Here is a 17985-nt window from a genome sequence, read left to right as displayed (position 1 = left end):
CTTTGCGGTTTTACAGGTTTTCACATAATCTATTTGAAGTAGCACAATAGGTTAAGTTAATGACATTGATTCTCTCCGTTCTCAGCAACACTCCTCGCGGCATGTCTTACAGGATTGGCAATCGGATATTCGCGATTGAAGCATGGGATTTACTTACAGCAATTCTATAATTTTGTCAAAAGGTCAAAATAATGCACAAATTCGTCAAAATATCGAAAGTATTTTCTCTATAAAGTATTTATTATATATTTATACAATACAACTATACACAAATTCTAAATTATCAGGGGCAAAAGATATTTACAGCAATCCTTGTAAATAACGCATATTGAGAGGATTGCTATAGTCAGCTCACATAATTCTCACTCAAATCAAACGTACTAAAATATAATATTATCAGGAGGTCTTTACAATGGAAAAAAGATGGTGGAAAGAAAGCGTCGTATATCAGATTTATCCTCGCAGCTTCTGCGACAGCAACGGAGACGGAATCGGTGATCTTAACGGTATCACCGGCAAACTTGACTATTTAAAAGAGCTTGGAATTGACGTAATCTGGCTCTCTCCGGTTTACAAATCACCAAATGATGACAACGGATATGATATCAGTGATTATCAGGCGATCATGGACGAATTCGGAACCATGGAAGACTTCGACCGTATGCTTGCCACAGCTCACGAAAAAGGCATCAAAATCATGATGGACCTGGTTGTAAACCATACCTCTGATGAACACAAATGGTTCATCGAGAGCCGCAAATCCACGGACAATCCTTACAGAGATTACTACATCTGGCGTCCTGCAAAAGAAGACGGAAGCCTTCCGAACAACTGGGGTTCCTGCTTCTCCGGTCCTGCATGGGAATACGACAAGACAACAGATATGTATTTCCTGCACCTGTTCTCCAAGAAACAGCCTGATCTGAACTGGGACAATCCAGCTGTACGTCAGGATGTTTTCGATATGATGAACTGGTGGCTGAAAAAGGGCGTTGACGGATTCCGTATGGATGTTATCAGCCTTATCTCCAAAGAGCCGGGGCTTCCTGACAAAGAACCTGGAATTAACGGCTATGCAACCTTCAATGTATCCGCAAACGGTCCTCATGTACATGAATACCTTCAGGAAATGCGTCAGAAAGCACTGAATAATGCTGACACGATCACTGTAGGCGAATGCTCAGGTGTTACTCTGGAAGAGGCAAAGAAATATGCAAGAAGCGATGAAAAAGAGCTGAACATGGTATTCCAGTTCGAGCATATGGATGTTGACAGCGATGAAAAAGCCGGCAAATGGACAACCAGAAAGATGGATCTGCGCAACCTGAAAAAAATCCTTACACGCTGGCAGAAAGGTCTTCAGGATATTGCATGGAACAGTCTCTACTGGGAAAATCATGACCAGCCAAGAAGCGTTTCCCGTTTCGGCAATGACAGTGACGAATACAGAGAAATCTCTGCAAAAATGCTTGCAACATGTATCCATATGATGCAGGGTACACCTTATGTATATCAGGGTGAGGAACTGGGTATGACAAACTGCCCGTTTAACACTCTTGACAACTTCCGCGACCTTGAAAGTATCAATGCTTTCCACGAATTAACCGAACAGGGTAAGATGACCGAAGAGGACATGATGGCAGCAATCGGTTATAAGGGACGTGACAATGCAAGAACCCCTATGCAGTGGGACGACAGTGCTTACGCAGGTTTCTCCACAGCTAACCCCTGGATTATGGTAAACCCGAACTACACTAAAATCAATGCCAAAGATCAGGTTAACCGCGAAGATTCCGTATTCAAATATTATCAGAAACTGATCAAGCTCCGCCATGAAAGTGAACTGATCGTATACGGTACCTATGATCTGATCCTTGATGATGACAAGGATATCTACGCTTATATCCGTACACTTGGCGATAAAAAACTGATCGTATACTGCAATTTCAGCGAGAATACACGTGAAGTAGAGCTTCCTGAAGAATTTACAAACGGAAAAGTTCTTATCTCCAATTACATTGATGCAAAAGTAAACCATAAAATCACTCTCAGACCTTACGAAGCAATCGTAATCCAGAAATAATATTCCGTGCAGGGCTGTTGTCAGATATTTTTTGACGACAGCCTTATATTTTGCATTTTTTAATTATTATCGTTCTCTCCCAAATGACTTATGAGCAACAGTTACAATTTTCTTTTATTTTATTCAAACTTTTTTGTGCAACACTTGCATTTTCATGTCCCAATGTGATAATATATTTATATATTTTTGTATTGAGGTGAATCTCACATGATAACAATTAAAGAAATGGCAGAGATGCTTGGAATCAGTACCACCACAGTATCAAATGTCATTAATGGAAAAACCAGCGAAGTTTCTCAGAAAACTGCTGAGAAAGTTCAGAAACTTCTGGACGAATATGATTACGTCCCAAATATAAATGCAAAAAATCTCGCACAGAACCATTCCAGACTCATCGGAATTGTATTAAAAAGGCGAAAGGATAAATACGAGAATATCTTCACAGATCCATTTCACGGCGAACTGCTGGGAGCTCTGGAATCTGCTATTCGTGAGCAGGGGTATTATATGATGATCTATATTTCTGAAGATATTGAAGAAATTGTGCGCAATATAGTAGGCTGGAACACTGAAGGACTGATTCTCATCGGTATGCTCCACGACGATTATCTCAAAATCAGAAGTAAGTACAAAAAACCTGCTGTCCTTATCGACAGTTACACTCCAAAGAATATTGCCAGATACGTTAATATCGGTCTTGACGATGAAGAGGGCGGATACCTGATGACAAAGTATCTTCTTGACTGCGGTCACAGAAAAATCGCATTTCTTGCCGACAATATGGAAGGTGTAGACTATATCCGATACACCGGGCATCAGCGGGCACTTCAGGAATACGGACTGGATATTGATCTGGATAATCTGATTGTGATCCGCCCTTCCAAATATGAACGTCAGGGAAGTATGGAGGAGATTTATGCAGTTGCACACAAGTTCACTGCCTTTATGTGTTGTTCCGATTATTACGCAGTTACCCTGATGAAATATCTCAAAGAAAAGGGAATCCGCTTTCCGGAAGATCTCTCCATCACCGGATTTGACGACAATCTGTATGCGCAGCTTGCTTGTCCTTCACTTACCACTATTCACCAGGATATCTTTTCGCGCGGAACCATTGCCGCAGAATATCTGTTCAAAATGATTGATGGCTGGAATCCAAAAACAACGAACCTTTCTCTTCCGGTCAGACTTGTAGTACGTGACAGCGTAAAGCTTCTGAATCCCCCTGAAGATGATTCCTCCGATGACGGTTCAGCTTTATAAGGCACTCAGGGATATCTGTCGCGGGATTTCACGCTCTGATGAGCCGGGAGCAATATGCATTATTTACGAGGATTGCTATGAGAAGATTGCTATAATTCATAGATACAAAAAGAACGGAAATCCAGGTACATATCATACCTGGATTTCCGTTCTTTTTTCGTTACTGTTCACTCCGTTCTCAGTAACCTTTTTTCTTCTGCTACATCTCAATAACAAGGAACTGATAACCCTGCAGTTCAATCTTATTTCCATCCATAGCTACATTGTCATAGTTATTGATCAGAACCTTCTTACACTCTCCTGCAAGTTCAATGGTCTGTGGCTCTTTCTGGTAATTACCAACTACAAGAAGAGTCTTATCCCCTTTACGATAGTATGCCATCAGATTATGTACATCTTCCCATACAGGTTCCAGTTCTCCGTAAACAACAGTCTCTTTGTATTCCGGATCCTTACGCAGTGCGATAAGTTTCTTATAGAAACTTCTCACAGATTCCGGATCATTCATCTGGCTCTCTGCATTGATCTTTGTATAATTCGCATTGACCTTCAGCCATGGTTTACCTGTCGTAAATCCTGCATTCTCACCATCTGTCCACTGCATCGGTGTTCTGGCATTATCGCGGCTGAATCTGGAAACAGCTTTCAGCGCTTCCTCAGGTGTACATCCTGCTTCCAGAGCTACCTTGTACTCATCCAGACTGGAAATATCATCTACCTGATCGATAGATTCAAACTTCACATTCTCCATACCAAGTTCCTGTCCCTGGTAGATAAACGGAAGTCCGCGAAGCATAAAGTTCAGACCGCCAAGCATTTTCTTACTTGCGTCACAGCAGTCACCTTCCGGGATATATCTGCTGACACCACGAGGCTCGTCATGATTTTCAATAATATTGGAAACAAATCCGATATCGCCAATTTTTCTCTGTGTTGTAAAGCAACATTTCTTGTAGGCATCCGGAGTAATCTGTTTGCAGTCATACCATCCCTTGTCAGATGCCCCCCAGATAGTCTCTTCGAAGTCAAACATACTGGAGAAATATCCATTATCGCCGATGAAATCCGGAATCTCTTCATCCTTCTCATCGAAAACTTCACCGACAGAGAATGCATCGTATTTCTTAAAGGTGCGGTCTCTCATCTCGCCAAGGAAGTCGCCGATTCCCTTTGCTTCTTTCAGCATCTTCCTGATACTGCAAAGACCGTCTTCACGATCCGGCTCATAGTCATGCATCGGAAGTGCTTTCTTGATATTGATAATCGCATCAATACGGAATCCACCAAGACCTTTATCCAGCCACCAGTTGATATTCTTATAAACTTCTTCCCTTACTTCCGGGTTCTCCCAGTTCAGATCGGGCTGTTTCTTATGGAAAACATGCAGATACTGTTTATTTGTTCCGGGAAGATCTTCCCATACAGGTCCGCCGAAATAAGAACGCCAGTTAGTTGGAAGTTCTCCTTCTTTCTTGTCACGCAGATAGAAGAAATTACCATATTTACCATCCGGATCCTCACATGCTTTTTTAAACCATTCATGTTCATCAGAACAATGGTTTACAACAAGATCCATCAGAATGTACATATCTCTCTTCTTAGCCTCAGCAATCAGTTCATCCATATCTGCCATGGTTCCGAAGCGAGGATCAATATCATAATAATCTGAAATATCATATCCCTGATCAGCTAACGGAGAGCGGTAGCAGGGGGAAAGCCAGATAATATCAACTCCCAGATCTTTCAAATAGTCAAGCTTCTCAATAACACCTCTCAGATCTCCAATTCCATCTCCATTGGTATCATAAAAACTCTTCGGGTAAATCTGATAAGCAACCTTTTCATTCCACCATTTCTTTACCATTGTAAAAATCCTCCTGTGTTTTTTATTAACCGACGCTATTATCTGCTTTTTTCCCGGTATTATACCCTCTCACCTTTAGCGTCTAAGTTCTCTGTTCTATTTAAAAATAATTATATCAACATCCACTCCTTCTGTCTTATATTTTTTTGATAAAAAAATACATAATTTTGACTTTTTATATTACCAGCATTCTCTGTAATACAAAAATCAGATAAGTAAACTTTTATTCTCATTACCATAAGCTTACTTATCTGATCGTTATTTACTGTGTTTCTTTTAGTAAATGTCTGCGGTACTGCAGTGGTGTTGTTGATGTATATTTCCTGAACTCCCTGAGAAAGTTTCCCAGATTATTATATCCACATTCCAGACAGATTTCCGTAACTGTCAGATCTGATTCTTTCAGATAATGGATTGCTTTCTTAATCCTGTACTCGTTCACATATTCCATAGGCGAACGTCCGATAACTTTCTTAAAGAATCTGCAAAAATACTGTTCATTCATTCCAATCAGATCCGCCAGATCACGAATATATATCTTCTCTTTATAGTTCTCCTGAATATAGGTCAGAGTGGTCTTGATCGTCTCAATCCGACGGTCATGATTCTTCTCCGTTACCTCAAACAGATTATTCGCAGACAGAACTGCCAGAATCCGAAGCAGCGCTGATTTGATAAACAACTGTCGGGTGATATCATCCGTAACCGCCTCGCCGTCATAATAATTCTCCCGGAAAGAATCTCCGCCAAATACATTACGGATTTCTTCATAAGATTTTCTTACCGGTTCAAATGCCGGTTCATTCTTTCGCAGACATCTCGGAAACTGGATACTGCCATTTTGCACCGGCTGGATCAGATTAGTCTGAATCTGATCCAGAGCATATGCAGAGCTTAGCATATCCATATGAAAAACCACCGCATTTTCCACACAGCCGCCGTTTTTTTCAACAGAAATACTGTGCAGTTCCCCGGGATTAATAAAATAAAAACATTCCTCCGAAATTTCAAAACGCTCCATATTGATTTCCAGGCAGAACTCTCCACCCGAAAAATAAAGCAGTTCTACTTCTTCATGCCAGTGGTGCTTCACCATATTTCCTCTTATCCTGGTTCCTGTCTGATAAAATGCACAGGGAAAGTCCTGCGTGCCATGGACACGTATTTCCTTTAAAGTTGATGGTTGTTGATTCTGCATGAAGCTGCCTCCTGTTGTCATTGTTATTGTTATTATAAATCCGGCATCAAAAATCCGCAACTAAAAAGGACATCCGAAGATGCCTTTTTAATAGTAAGTATTTATACAATTTTGTGCCTGCTCAAAGAAACTGTCCTCTTCACATTGTCCAAGAACATATCCCTGAAACAGTTTTCCCATATCTGAGACAGCTCCCATGGAATTTTCACATAACGGACGTGCATTCAGTGTATATTCCCGGAGATATTTCCGTACCATATCTATTCCTTCCAGATCAATATCTTCATTTTCGATCACATCCACTCTGGCAGGATAACTTTTCATTATTTTTGCATATTCAGTACTACCTTCATAACTGGCTGTATACTGAAGAAATCTGAAAGCTGCATCTTTATTTTCTGAAGCATTGTTCAGAACATACTGCCAGGTTGCAATATTAGTGGATTTTTTCTCATGAAACATGGGAAGCGGTGCCATATGTATTTTATTTTTCCCATATACATCAGCATCAAGAAATGTACCCAGAGCCCCCGTATACATAAAAACACATCCATATTTTCCCCTGATAAATTTCTCTTCCATCTGCTCATACTGATCCACAAACTGTGCAGGAGATGTAATTTTCTCATCCAGCATACTCTTCATATATCTGGCTGCATCTTGGGTTTTCGAATCAGTCCAGTCGAAATAATCGCCACCCCAGAAATTAACAAATTGTGCAAGACTGTTATAAACATGTGTATTTTCCCATGCATCTCCATAAGCGTACTGATCTGAATTTTTCAAACTCTTCTGTAGAATATCAAAATCACCGGTATCCTTTATCTCATCGAGTCCTGCCTGTTTCAGCAGTTCCTGATTTACCCAGAACATCATAATGTCCATCTGAAAAGGGACAGAATATATATGTCCATTCTCTTCACAGATGCTTTCCAGATACTCCTGTGGAAAGCTGTCCCTTACTTCTTCTGTCATAACGTTTTTTTCCAGTGGTTCCAGATATCCCTTATGTTTAAACTCAGAAATCATCTCATCATTCACGGAAATCAAATCAATATTTTGGTCCCCAGAAGCCAGGATCGTGGATATTTTTGCCTGACGATTATCCGCATTGGATGGACATTTTTCCACAGTGATTTCCATATCAAGTTTTTTTTCTGTTTCCGCGATAAAATCCTGAAATCTTTTATTATCTGCATCAATATGCATGATCGTCAACTTTTGTTTATCTTCGTGAAACGACGATGAGGGGAGCTTAGATAAGCTCCCCCGTACTTCCACATCCTGTAATAAGCAAACATACTGCAGTTATGAAAATTACAACACTTTTTTTCAAGCATTTCACCTCTGTTTTTTATCTTGGCCATCTGTCCTCTTTTGACATCAATGGTGCAAACGGTGCATGTGGGTGTGTCTGATACCAGTAAGCCACGCTTGCCACATCATCCTGACGTTCAAATAATCCTCTGTAACCTACTCCAATCTGCTGAATGGTCACACGCAGATCCTCATCAAAACAAATCGGATCCTGAATATGCCAGCGATAGAAGCCTCTCATCGGCGGACAGTCATCATTATGATAGAAATTATGGATCAGCTCATCATGAGCAGAATAGTATGGGTAGCCCAGATATGGTGTATTATAATTTTGTTCCACAGTCTTTCCGTCCACCTGCTTTGCAAAACTCCAGGAGCCTCCAAAATAATCTTCTGTTCCGGTTCCGCAGATTGTGGGATATTCATCATCACCGTCAATATAGAATTTCATTTCACCTTCGCCCCACCAGTAACGTTCCAGTGTGGTAAGTGCAATATAAGTTCCTACATAATGACCTTTTCCTTTTACTCCGTCAAGGATTGTATAATCTTTCTGCTTCTCTGTCAGTCGCTCTCGCCTCCACTGTGCATGGAAATAAGTAATATCATCCGGAAGCTCATCATACAGACAGTAATCTACCTGATAGAAAAATGCCGGAATTTTATTTGCATGCTGATTTTCCAGAGTAATTTTTGCTTTTTTCTTAAACGGCATCGGGAAGTAACAGTTAAATCCTCTGCTTGGCACCACTGCCATTGGGACAGAATTTACAATACACTCTCTTCCAAAACCACAGCAAAAGAAATCTCCGAGAGGACTTTCCACAGATGGTGTTTCCTCATCATCCCAGTACATACGGATGACCAGATCTCTCAATACAAAACAATCTGCATCTGTTGTCTTGTTATCCACTGTAATCCAAATATGATTGATTTCTCCCGGACCTTCCATCTCTGCAAGAGTTACAGTTGCACCCGGCTCAATATCTCTCAGGCAGGGACTTCCTTTTCTGGACGGTCCCAGATGGCTCGCTGCCATTCCGCCTTTACCTTTTTCTCCGTGTGGATTCTCTGCATTGATTGCACGGCTTCTTCCATGTTTTGACAGAGCAATTCCACCAAGTCCACCTTTAAATGACTGATACATAATGTTTTCCTCCAATATTCTTAGCATTCAGATAATCAGGCTTTTACTCCTCCTGCCATTATACCATCCATGATCTGCTTTTCAAAGACTGCAACAAAAATAATGATAGGCAGAAGTATGATCCATCCCATTGCACTTACCAGATCCCACGGAACTCCATACATGTTGTCACGCAGTGGAAGCTGTACAATGGCAACGGAAAGAACCTGAATACCATTTGAATAAAACAACGGTGTGAAGAAGTTATTCAGGCAGGTAATAAAGTTGATAATACATACAGTTGCGATTGCAGGTTTCATAAGAGGCAATACGATTGTAAAAAGTCTCTGTGAAAAAGTTGCACCGTCAATCGCTGCTGCCTCTTCCAGTGAAATAGGGATTTCCCCCACAAAGTTTCTCAGAATCAGAACCGTAAATGGGATAACAGTACTGATATAAAGCAAAATCAGTCCGGGATATGTATCATATAATTTTACTTTCTGCATGAACTCATATAATGGTCTTGCTGTAACAACCTCAGGAATTAACATAGTTGCAATAATAAATGCAAAAGCAATATTGATTCCTTTTGTAGTGAAACGTGAGAATCCGTATGCAGCCATTGCACAGAGTACAGTACTGATAACCAGTGTAAGACCTACGATCAATACTGTATTTCCCACTTTTGATAAAAGTCCTACGTTCTCGATCAGAAACTTATAGCTTTCCAGTGTCGGATGATCCGGCAGATAATCAATCGGTGTTTTGAATAATTCTCCGGAAGGTGTAATAGAGGAAATAAAAATCCAGTATACCGGAAACAGGATAATAAATGAGACAATTGCAAACAGTACCCATCTTCCACCTGCCATTACACCATGATATATGTTATATTTTCTTGAATCTTTTTTCATGGTATTTCCTCCTTTAGTTATCAATCTTGTTCATAACACGTATATTCAGCCAGCTGAATACTGCCATTACAACAAACAGTAACATTGCCAGTGCAGATGCATAACCGACATTCAGATTTGTAAACGCCTCTGTCGTGATTCTGTATGCGATCAGTGCCGTATCTTCTCCAGGACCACCTGAAGTCATAGAATATACAATATCAAAGGTTGTCAGTCTCCATAAAGTAAATGGAATAGATAAAGTCAGTACATTTTTCAGTATCAACGGTAATGTAATTCTGAAGAAACACTGGATTCCATTTGCACCGTCTACTTTTGCGGCTTCATAGATATCACCCGAAATAAACTGCAGACCGGATAATACAAGAATCGCAAAGAACGGAAGATCTTTCCACAGATCCACGGCAATTACAGCAGCTCTTGCAGATCCTGTATTGATCAGCCAGCTATTCTGGTATCCATGGACAAACAATCTGATAAAGTCATTGATCAGACCATAATCATTATTAAATGCCCATTTTGCAGCCATACCTACAACAACTGCCGGCATTGCCCAGGGAATCAGTACAATCGTACGAAGAAAACGACGTCCCTTAAATTTCATATTTAATATCAGAGCAAGACCTACGCCTAATATTACATGGAATATCATTGATACTACTACAAAAATCACTGTAAAACGTATAGATGTAAGCACTTTGGGATCTGAAAAAATTTTCAGGTAATTCTGAATTCCACAGAATTCATTAATTCCGGACAGAATTTTAATATCAAAAAAACTATTTCTAACTGTCATTAAAATCGGATACAAAGTCGTAAATCCACGAATAATAACCACAGGTAACACCAACAGCCACGGAATCCATTTCATTGATTTTTTACTGATTGTCACAGGTACTCCCTCCTTCATATCTTTAAGCACAGGTATAAAGCAGATTTTTCTGCTTTATACCTTCATTTATTATGTCAGTTTTTATGTGTCAGTATTTCAAAAGACTTTAAACGAATACCGTTTTTACTGATATGTATCAACGACTTCCTGTGCTTTTTTACAGAACTCATCTACTGTGATCTCATCTTTCATGCAGGACTGGAAGATAGTTCCCATATCACTGATGAACTCCATTGTCTGTGCTACCAGCGGACGTCCCTGTACGTTGCACTCTTCTGCATACTGGCTGTACATTTCTTTTGCAGGATCAGTATCCGGAACAACTTTTTCTGCAACATCTTTTCTTGCAGGATATCTGTCAAATGCTTTATAGGATGCTTCCATTCCACCTTCATCTGCCATATACTGCAGGAATTTAATGGCTGCATCTTTGTTTTTGGATGCACTGTTCAGCACATAGTTCCAGGAATCTGTAAAGATTGCTCGCTCTCCATTGCCGCTGAAATCAGGTACCATTGCCATGTGGATCTTGTCAGCTCCCAGCATATCTGCCTTTGCATAATCCGTACCTAAGCCCCACATAAACCAGCATCCGTATTTGCCATCATTGATTTTTGGATTCATCTGATCATATTTATCTGCGATCTGATCAACAGGTGTTTCTTTGTTGGCAACCAGATCATGAAGGAACTGAATTGCTTCTTTATTTTCTTCTTTTGTCCAGTCGAAGTAGTCACCGCCAAACATATTTACAAACTGTGCAATTTCATTAGATGCATATGTCTTTTCCCAGGAACCGCCGTATCCGAAACGTCCATCTTTTGAAACTGCTTCCATGTATTTCATGAAATCTTCTTTTGTATCAATGGATTCGATTCCCACCTCATCCATAATTTCCTGATTTACCCAAAATGCAAGATATCCTGTATATCCCGGAACTCCTACAATATTTCCATCCTTATCTGTGATCATATCCTGAATATACCCCTGCGCAAACTGATCAATGATATCATCTGTCATAACCGTGTCATTCAGACCTTCCAGCCATCCGGAATTCTTGAATGCAGCACTCATTTCATCGTTGATTTCGACAATGTCTACGGAAGAATCTCCTGTAGAAAGAATCGTTGTAATCTTCTGCTGACGTGTGTCTGTATCTGTCGGAGCTGCAATAACATTGATATTTAAACCCGTTGCCTCCTCTACATTTGCAAGCCAGTCATCAAAATCCGGGTCAGTAGTGTTAACGCTGTATAAAGTAAGATCATATTTCTCCTCTGCTGATACACTTACAACATTCCCCATCATTCCTGCCACCATTGTTGCAGCTAAAACTGCACTTAACACTTTTTTCCTCATATTCTCTCCTTTTCCGAACAGTTCTCTCGCATCAACTGTTCTGTGTTATTTGGTAATTAAAGAATAACAAAAACACTCTTTTTACTAAATACAATTTCTTTTGATTGATTTATATTATTTTTCGTTCTATTGTTTTTTTCATTCTGATTTTTTATAATACAGATAGCAGATGAACACTGTGTTGCATCTTTACAGAATTGCTGTATAATATGGCAATCTTCAAAAAGATACCTGATAAAATCAAACCTATTCATATAAGGAGTATTATGTGTAATGAAACTCAACTTGAAAAAAATAAATTATCATAAATGGATTCCTTCCAGATTTTCCTCATTTCAGGCAAAACTCCTGATTGCCTTTCTGGTTGCAACCCTGCTTCCTCTGACACTTGTTGCACTGGTCAGTTACCATGTTTCCTATAATCTTGCCAGAGACCGAATCACAAACTCTGCATTGATGTCTGATGAACAGCTTATTTTTCAGCTAAACAGCCGTCTGAACCAGACCGAAAACGTTGCTGACACCATCCAGTATCAGATGTACGCTTTTGAACACTCTTCCCCAGATCAGGTTGGCACCATGCAGGCATTAACATCCATGAGAAGCAATATTTCATTATATAAATCTACATTTGATTTCTTTCATATATATGTTTTTTTAAAACCGGAACAAACCGGAGCTGATGAGGGTATATATTTCTTTTCCACAGATAAACTTTTCAATTATGGAATCAGCGAATCTGAATTACATTCCATAGGTTCTTCTTCCCTGTGGCTGTTAAAGAAAAATACCACCTTACCCAGAGTTATATCTGCTTCCAAAAGAAGCGCAAATACACTGCTGTGTTTTCGTGCTCTTCAGGACAAATCCAGCAATGTTCTCGAATATGCTTATTGTATTGCACTTGACTGCGATGAATTTTCCCGGTATCTTCAGACTTCTGCTTCTGATACCGCAATTTCCAGTTACATTCTGACACCACAGGGACAAATTGCAGCTCACAGTGATTCTTCCCGTAATCAGACCTGGATTTCAGATTCAATAAAACAGATGTTTCTGGAAAATACCAATTCCTTCTTTAAAGACAATGACATCTACTATAACTGCCGCACTCTGGATAACGGTTGGCTGCATATTACGGAAATCCCGGAAAACTATATCAAAAGCAATACACAGGTACTGATCAAAACACTGTTGATCACTGTAATTATTTCTCTGCCGCTGACTATTTTTATTGTAATCCTTTTTTCCAGGAAACTGACAAGCAGAATTGCCGCACTGTCCTATGCCATGGAATCCTTTCATCTCGGACATGATCCGGAGCACCTTTCCATCATCACACTCCCGCATCCGGCCGATGCTTCCAATTATGATGAAATAGACAATCTGGGGATTACCTTTGAAGATATGCAGCACACAATTGCCCAGAATCTGAAATCAATTGTCAGTCTCTCCATTAATGAAGAACGGCTGAAATATCAGTTATTACAATCACAGATCAATCCACATTTTCTCTACAATATCCTTGGAACCATCCGAACCTGCCAGGCACTTGGCAAATTGGATATTGCAGATCAGATGCTGACAAATCTGACTGCCTTTTACCGACTGACGCTGAGAAAATCAAAAGAACTGATACCGATCAAAGACGAACTGGAAATTGCCCGCCTGTATCTGGAAATGGAGAAACTCTGCCATAAAGATAATCTTAACTGGGAGATCAATGCCGAAGACGGAATAGAAAATTTCACGATCTGCAAATTTACATTACAGCCATTCCTGGAGAATTCTATCCTGCACGGTCTTTCAGCCGATACACCTGAAGTTTTTATTTCCATTCAGGTACTCTACGGTGATGATACCGTAGTGATATCCATTGAAGACAATGGAGCCGGAATGTCTCCGGAGACACTGGAACAGCTCCGATATGCCATAGACAACAAAGTCATAAATTACGAAAAACATTTTGGAATTTCAAATGTAAGCGCCCGCATTTCCAATCCTTTGTACGGTAACGGCTCTGTGCGTATTGACAGCCATCCCGGAAACGGTACCTATGTCACAATTGAATTTCAACAAATGGAGGATACAGATGAGGAAAATAATGATTGTAGATGACAATTATCTGTCAGCAGAAGGAATTGAAAAGAACATAGACTGGGAAGTTCTGAACGCAGAAATCGTACATATCTGCTACAACGGAACCTCTGCGATAGACGCTATGAAAAAAGAACCTGTAGATTTGATCATCTCAGATATTGAAATGCCGGATCTGGACGGAATTTCAATGAGCAGGCAAGCACTGGATATTAATCCAATGGTAAAAATCATACTGATCAGTGCCTATGATAAATTTGAATATGCAAGACGCGCTCTGCTTCTTGGTGCATTGGATTATATTGAAAAACCTCTGGATTACGCATATCTGATCCAGAAAGTAAAAAATGCTTTTGCCCTGATGGAACGTGAGCAGAAAAATCTGCAGTTGCTTAAACAGAGCAGGCCTTTGCTTATCGAAAAATTTTTCCGTGATATCACTCACCGTTCCAGGCAGGAGGCTTCCTATCGTCTCAAACCTTATCTGAACTACCTGAACCTTAAACTGGATTATGATTTTTATAACGTAGTGATTCTTGAACTGGAAAATGCACAGTCTCTCAGGGATTCCTATGGCATTGAGAAATTTCAGATGGAACTGCTGAATCTTCGTGATCTGATCACAGAACAAACCTCAGAATTAAATTATATTTATCCCCTGCAGGATATTGATGGTTATCTGTGTGTGATCGGACAAAGCGGCTGCCAGTCCGGAAATTTTCGCCAGCTTACCTATAAAATCATTTCTGCACTTGTAGATAACTGCAATTCACAGGGACTGGTTCTGAATGCCGGAATCGGTGCCATTGTACAGGATCTGTGGGATCTGAACCGTTCTTATGAAAGTGCAGTTCATGCACTGGATTATCGTTTCTTTTTCCCACACCAGAACGTATTTGACGGACGTGAGGCTCTTGGACATGACTTATCTGCCACTGATTTCTCCGATTCCAGAGAGGAGGAATTAATCCGCCTTCTGTGTAAAAAGGATGTTTCTGCAATTGACTCCTGGTTTCAGGATTTCTCCAGATGGCTTACTGAAAACTTCCGCACCAAAAGTTTCACATTTATCCAGATCTACTCTCTGCTTGGAAGGATTCTGAAGTTTTTCTATGAACTAAACCTGGATACCCATGATCTGGAAGCAAAAATCCTGTATGTATACAATCATCTGGAAGAATTTCATACCACAGAAGAACTATGTGGCTGGCTCAACGAACTCTGCCGCCTTCTCTGCCGGAAACTGGATTCTTCTCTGAATGATTATCACCAGAAATTATGCGAATCTGTAACTTCATATATTGACGAAAACTATGCCAGCAATACTCTGTGCCTGAACGATATCGCCAGCGAAGCCAATGTCAGCCCGGCTTATCTGAGTGCCCTCTTTAAAAAGAAACAGGGCGTGAGTATTAGTGACTATATCACTACTCAACGAATCAACGCCGCCTGCCGTTATCTTACAGCCACAAACATGACTCTGAAGGAAATCAGTATGAAATGCGGTTACGCCAATCAATATTATTTCAGCACAAGCTTCAAGAAAAAAATGAATGTCACTCCATCTGCATACAGAGATACTCAGACGTCAAAATCTTAGCTTTTACTTGTGTTTCCCTATAACTCCCTGTATAATAAAAAACAATGTCTATTATCATGACATCTTTTTTATATGAGTGCGCAGTCAATTACCTTTTACCACCACTACATCTGTTTTGCGGAAAACCTGTCAGTGGCAGTTGTGGTAAATGCCAATATACTTATTATAAGGAGATTTAAAATGGGGGTAACTGAAAAAACAGCAATTCTTGTTATCAGCTTCGGTACAAGTTATGAAGAAACACGAAAAAAAACAATTGAACAGATTGAATCTGACCTGCATCATGCATTTGTGGAATATCCGTTATACCGCGCATGGACAAGTCCCCGTATCCGCGCCAAACTCCGGAAGCGGGACGGGATCCACATTATGGATATTGATGAGGCAATGACCCAGCTGAAAGCGGACGGAATTCGAAATGTAATTGTACAGCCAACCTATGTGATCACCGGATTTGAGAGTGATGCTATGAAAGAAAAGGTTCTTGCACATAAAAAGGACTTCGATTCTGTCATTATCTGTGATTCTCTGATGGTTACAAAACAGGACAAAGAAGAGGTCTGTCAGGCTATGGCACAGGAATATCACCCTGATTCTGATGAAATTCTCTTATTTATGGGACATGGAACAGAGCATGTTGCCAATGAACTTTATCCTGAGATGGACGAACTGTTTAAGCATTTCGGCTATTCCAATATGCATATGGGAACGGTTGAAGGGGATTTCTCCATTGAAAGCTTTCTGGATAAATTAAAAAATCTGCATCCGGCTCATGTTCATCTGGCACCTTTTATGATCGTCGCAGGTGATCATGCTACCAATGATATGTCCGGAGAGGACGATGATTCCTGGAAAAGTATTCTGGAAAAAGAGGGATATTCCGTCAAATGTACTCTGAAAGGTCTTGGCGAGATCCAGGCGGTCAGAGATATTTTTATCCGGCATACCAGAGCCGGACTGGACAGACTTTCAGAAATCCAGGCTTAAACGCAGCAGGAAATCAAGTGTACATTCAAGTCAAAAATTACTGTTCACAACAACACGCTTCGCAGGATTTTACCAGTGAACCAATGTTAAAAGGAGCATACCACATTAAGTTCTTATTAATGTGGCAGCTCCTTTTTGTCTTTCCGTTTTTTTGAATATGTATTTTTCCTGATTATTTAATGACTTCTTTTTTTCTTCTTTTTATTAGGATTATTCAGTACAGACCAGCAGAATGCCTGAACAAGAAGTATTCCGATAAACGCCCCTATACTGTCGATTCCCACATCCTTTACCGCAGGTGTACGGGCATCCACAAAAGACTGATGATACTCATCCAGCCCTGCAAATCCCACACAGACAATTCCCGCAAGAAGCATCAGCCAGATTCCTCTCACACCATAGACATATAATGGAAAAGAAATAGCGATAGCCAGCAGAAAATACTCTGTCATATGTGCCGCTTTTCTCACATAGTAGTGAATTCCATCTGCCTTATAGGCAATCTCTTCACTGCTCAGATTCTCTGACAAAAGCTCGCTCTTCGTTTCTATGATCTCATAACTTATTTTATAGCTCAGATTACCTGAAACTTCACCCGGCTGGGCTGAGAATGAAAAGATGATATACATCATCAGCAGTGCCGGTAAAAAAGACAACGGTTTCAGCAATGTGATCAATATTTTCATTCTTTCTCGTTTTCCCCGTCTTCCTCTTCATCTTCCAAATTCTTAACCATATTAGCCCTTTCAGCAATGCTCATTGATCTGTTCTGCCCGGATGCATCCTCTTTCTTCAGTTCTCCGCCTGCGGCAGCTTCCATTGCCGCATTCTTCGCTGCTTTTGCTTTCTTGATCTTCTCTTCTGAGAGCATATTTTTAATGCCGAAAAACAGCAGACCAGCACCAATAGCTGCAAATGCAATTCCGGCAAGCATAAATCCCATACTGGTTCCTTCTTCGCCTGTCACATATCCCTTACAGAGACTGTAACTTGTATACAACAGATACACTCCCGCCAGACTCCAGAGTATAAATCTTCCATTGGAGACTTTCTGTTCTTCTGTATCCGGCTCTTCTTCCCCGCTCTTTGCAATTTCCTGCGTATCTTCCTGCTGAATGTCTGCCGGGCTTTGTTCCAGCAGTTCTTCGTTTTCGTTTTTCTCCATAAAAACCTCCTCATATTTATAACTGTTCAACACCTTAACAGATGAAACTATCTTATCATTTTTTCTGTGAACCTCACATGACTGAAGTCACGTGCTTCCAGACGCTTTAGGCGTCAGACT

At 40.3% G+C, this 17985-nt stretch carries 14 protein-coding genes; 5 read left to right on the top strand and 9 right to left on the bottom strand.

The window, feature by feature from the left end:
* Positions 1-412: 412 nt before the first annotated feature.
* Both LJE11_RS16685 and LJE11_RS16680 read left to right on the top strand, forming a co-directional pair.
* A complete protein-coding gene (locus LJE11_RS16685) occupies positions 413-2083 on the top strand; it encodes a glycoside hydrolase family 13 protein (RefSeq protein WP_118633377.1) in 1671 nt (556 codons plus the stop codon).
* A 207-nt stretch (positions 2084-2290) separates the two neighbouring features.
* The gene (locus LJE11_RS16680) at positions 2291-3346 is read left to right on the top strand and encodes a LacI family DNA-binding transcriptional regulator (RefSeq protein ID WP_118633378.1); all 1056 of its coding nucleotides are present in this window, start codon (positions 2291-2293) and stop codon (positions 3344-3346) included.
* Positions 3347-3545: 199 nt separating this feature from the next.
* Here the strand turns inward: LJE11_RS16680 and LJE11_RS16675 are convergent, their stop codons facing one another.
* From LJE11_RS16675 to LJE11_RS16645, 7 genes are all read right to left on the bottom strand, one after another.
* Positions 3546-5210 (bottom strand): alpha-glucosidase, encoded by a 1665-nt coding sequence (locus LJE11_RS16675; RefSeq protein ID WP_055053491.1) that lies wholly within the window; start codon positions 5208-5210, stop codon positions 3546-3548.
* A 262-nt stretch (positions 5211-5472) separates the two neighbouring features.
* A complete protein-coding gene (locus LJE11_RS16670) occupies positions 5473-6408 on the bottom strand; it encodes an AraC family transcriptional regulator (RefSeq protein WP_025580572.1) in 936 nt (311 codons plus the stop codon).
* Between the two features lie 87 nt (positions 6409-6495).
* Positions 6496-7617 carry an ABC transporter substrate-binding protein gene (locus LJE11_RS16665; RefSeq protein ID WP_226840143.1) on the bottom strand — a complete coding sequence of 374 codons (1122 nt, stop codon included), beginning with the start codon at positions 7615-7617 and terminating at the stop codon, positions 6496-6498.
* A gap of 145 nt (positions 7618-7762) precedes the next feature.
* Positions 7763-8872 carry a glycoside hydrolase family 172 protein gene (locus tag LJE11_RS16660; protein ID WP_055200019.1) on the bottom strand — a complete coding sequence of 370 codons (1110 nt, stop codon included), beginning with the start codon at positions 8870-8872 and terminating at the stop codon, positions 7763-7765.
* Positions 8873-8907: 35 nt separating this feature from the next.
* On the bottom strand, positions 8908-9765 hold the full coding sequence (locus tag LJE11_RS16655; protein ID WP_022381105.1) for a carbohydrate ABC transporter permease: 858 nt from the start codon (positions 9763-9765) through the stop codon (positions 8908-8910).
* 13 nt (positions 9766-9778) lie between these two features.
* Positions 9779-10675, bottom strand: a complete 897-nt coding sequence (locus LJE11_RS16650; RefSeq protein ID WP_008705747.1) for a carbohydrate ABC transporter permease — start codon at positions 10673-10675, stop codon at positions 9779-9781.
* 105 nt (positions 10676-10780) lie between these two features.
* On the bottom strand, positions 10781-12016 hold the full coding sequence (locus LJE11_RS16645) for an ABC transporter substrate-binding protein (RefSeq protein ID WP_020993404.1): 1236 nt from the start codon (positions 12014-12016) through the stop codon (positions 10781-10783).
* 273 nt (positions 12017-12289) lie between these two features.
* Between LJE11_RS16645 and LJE11_RS16640 the strand changes: the two genes are divergently transcribed.
* The 3 genes from LJE11_RS16640 to LJE11_RS16630 all read left to right on the top strand — a co-directional run bounded on the left by LJE11_RS16640 (position 12290) and on the right by LJE11_RS16630 (position 16700).
* Positions 12290-14134, top strand: coding sequence for a sensor histidine kinase (locus LJE11_RS16640; protein WP_020993405.1), 1845 nt, complete (start codon positions 12290-12292; stop codon positions 14132-14134).
* Positions 14109-15713 carry an AraC family transcriptional regulator gene (locus LJE11_RS16635; protein ID WP_227194679.1) on the top strand — a complete coding sequence of 535 codons (1605 nt, stop codon included), beginning with the start codon at positions 14109-14111 and terminating at the stop codon, positions 15711-15713. The genes LJE11_RS16640 and LJE11_RS16635 overlap by 26 nt, the downstream gene beginning before the upstream one ends.
* A 180-nt stretch (positions 15714-15893) precedes the next feature.
* Positions 15894-16700: a sirohydrochlorin cobaltochelatase gene (locus tag LJE11_RS16630; RefSeq protein ID WP_196027550.1), complete on the top strand. Its 807-nt coding sequence runs from the start codon at positions 15894-15896 to the stop codon at positions 16698-16700.
* A 176-nt stretch (positions 16701-16876) separates the two neighbouring features.
* On the opposite strand, the gene LJE11_RS16625 is transcribed toward LJE11_RS16630, so the two are convergent.
* Together LJE11_RS16625 and LJE11_RS16620 are read right to left on the bottom strand one after the other, a co-directional pair.
* Complete coding sequence (locus LJE11_RS16625) at positions 16877-17386, bottom strand: VanZ family protein (RefSeq protein ID WP_025581246.1); 510 nt, start codon at positions 17384-17386, stop codon at positions 16877-16879.
* Entirely contained in the window at positions 17383-17865 is a 483-nt protein-coding gene (locus LJE11_RS16620; RefSeq protein WP_227296255.1) for a hypothetical protein, read from the bottom strand. The genes LJE11_RS16625 and LJE11_RS16620 overlap by 4 nt, the downstream gene beginning before the upstream one ends.
* Positions 17866-17985: the final 120 nt, after the last annotated feature.

The sequence above is a fragment of the Blautia sp. DFI.1.216 genome (assembly GCF_020594215.1).
Classification (GTDB): Bacteria; Bacillota; Clostridia; order Lachnospirales; family Lachnospiraceae; genus Blautia_A; species Blautia_A wexlerae.
The sequence above is the reverse complement of the archived record's forward strand: the minus strand, read 5'-3'. Positions and strand labels throughout refer to the sequence as shown.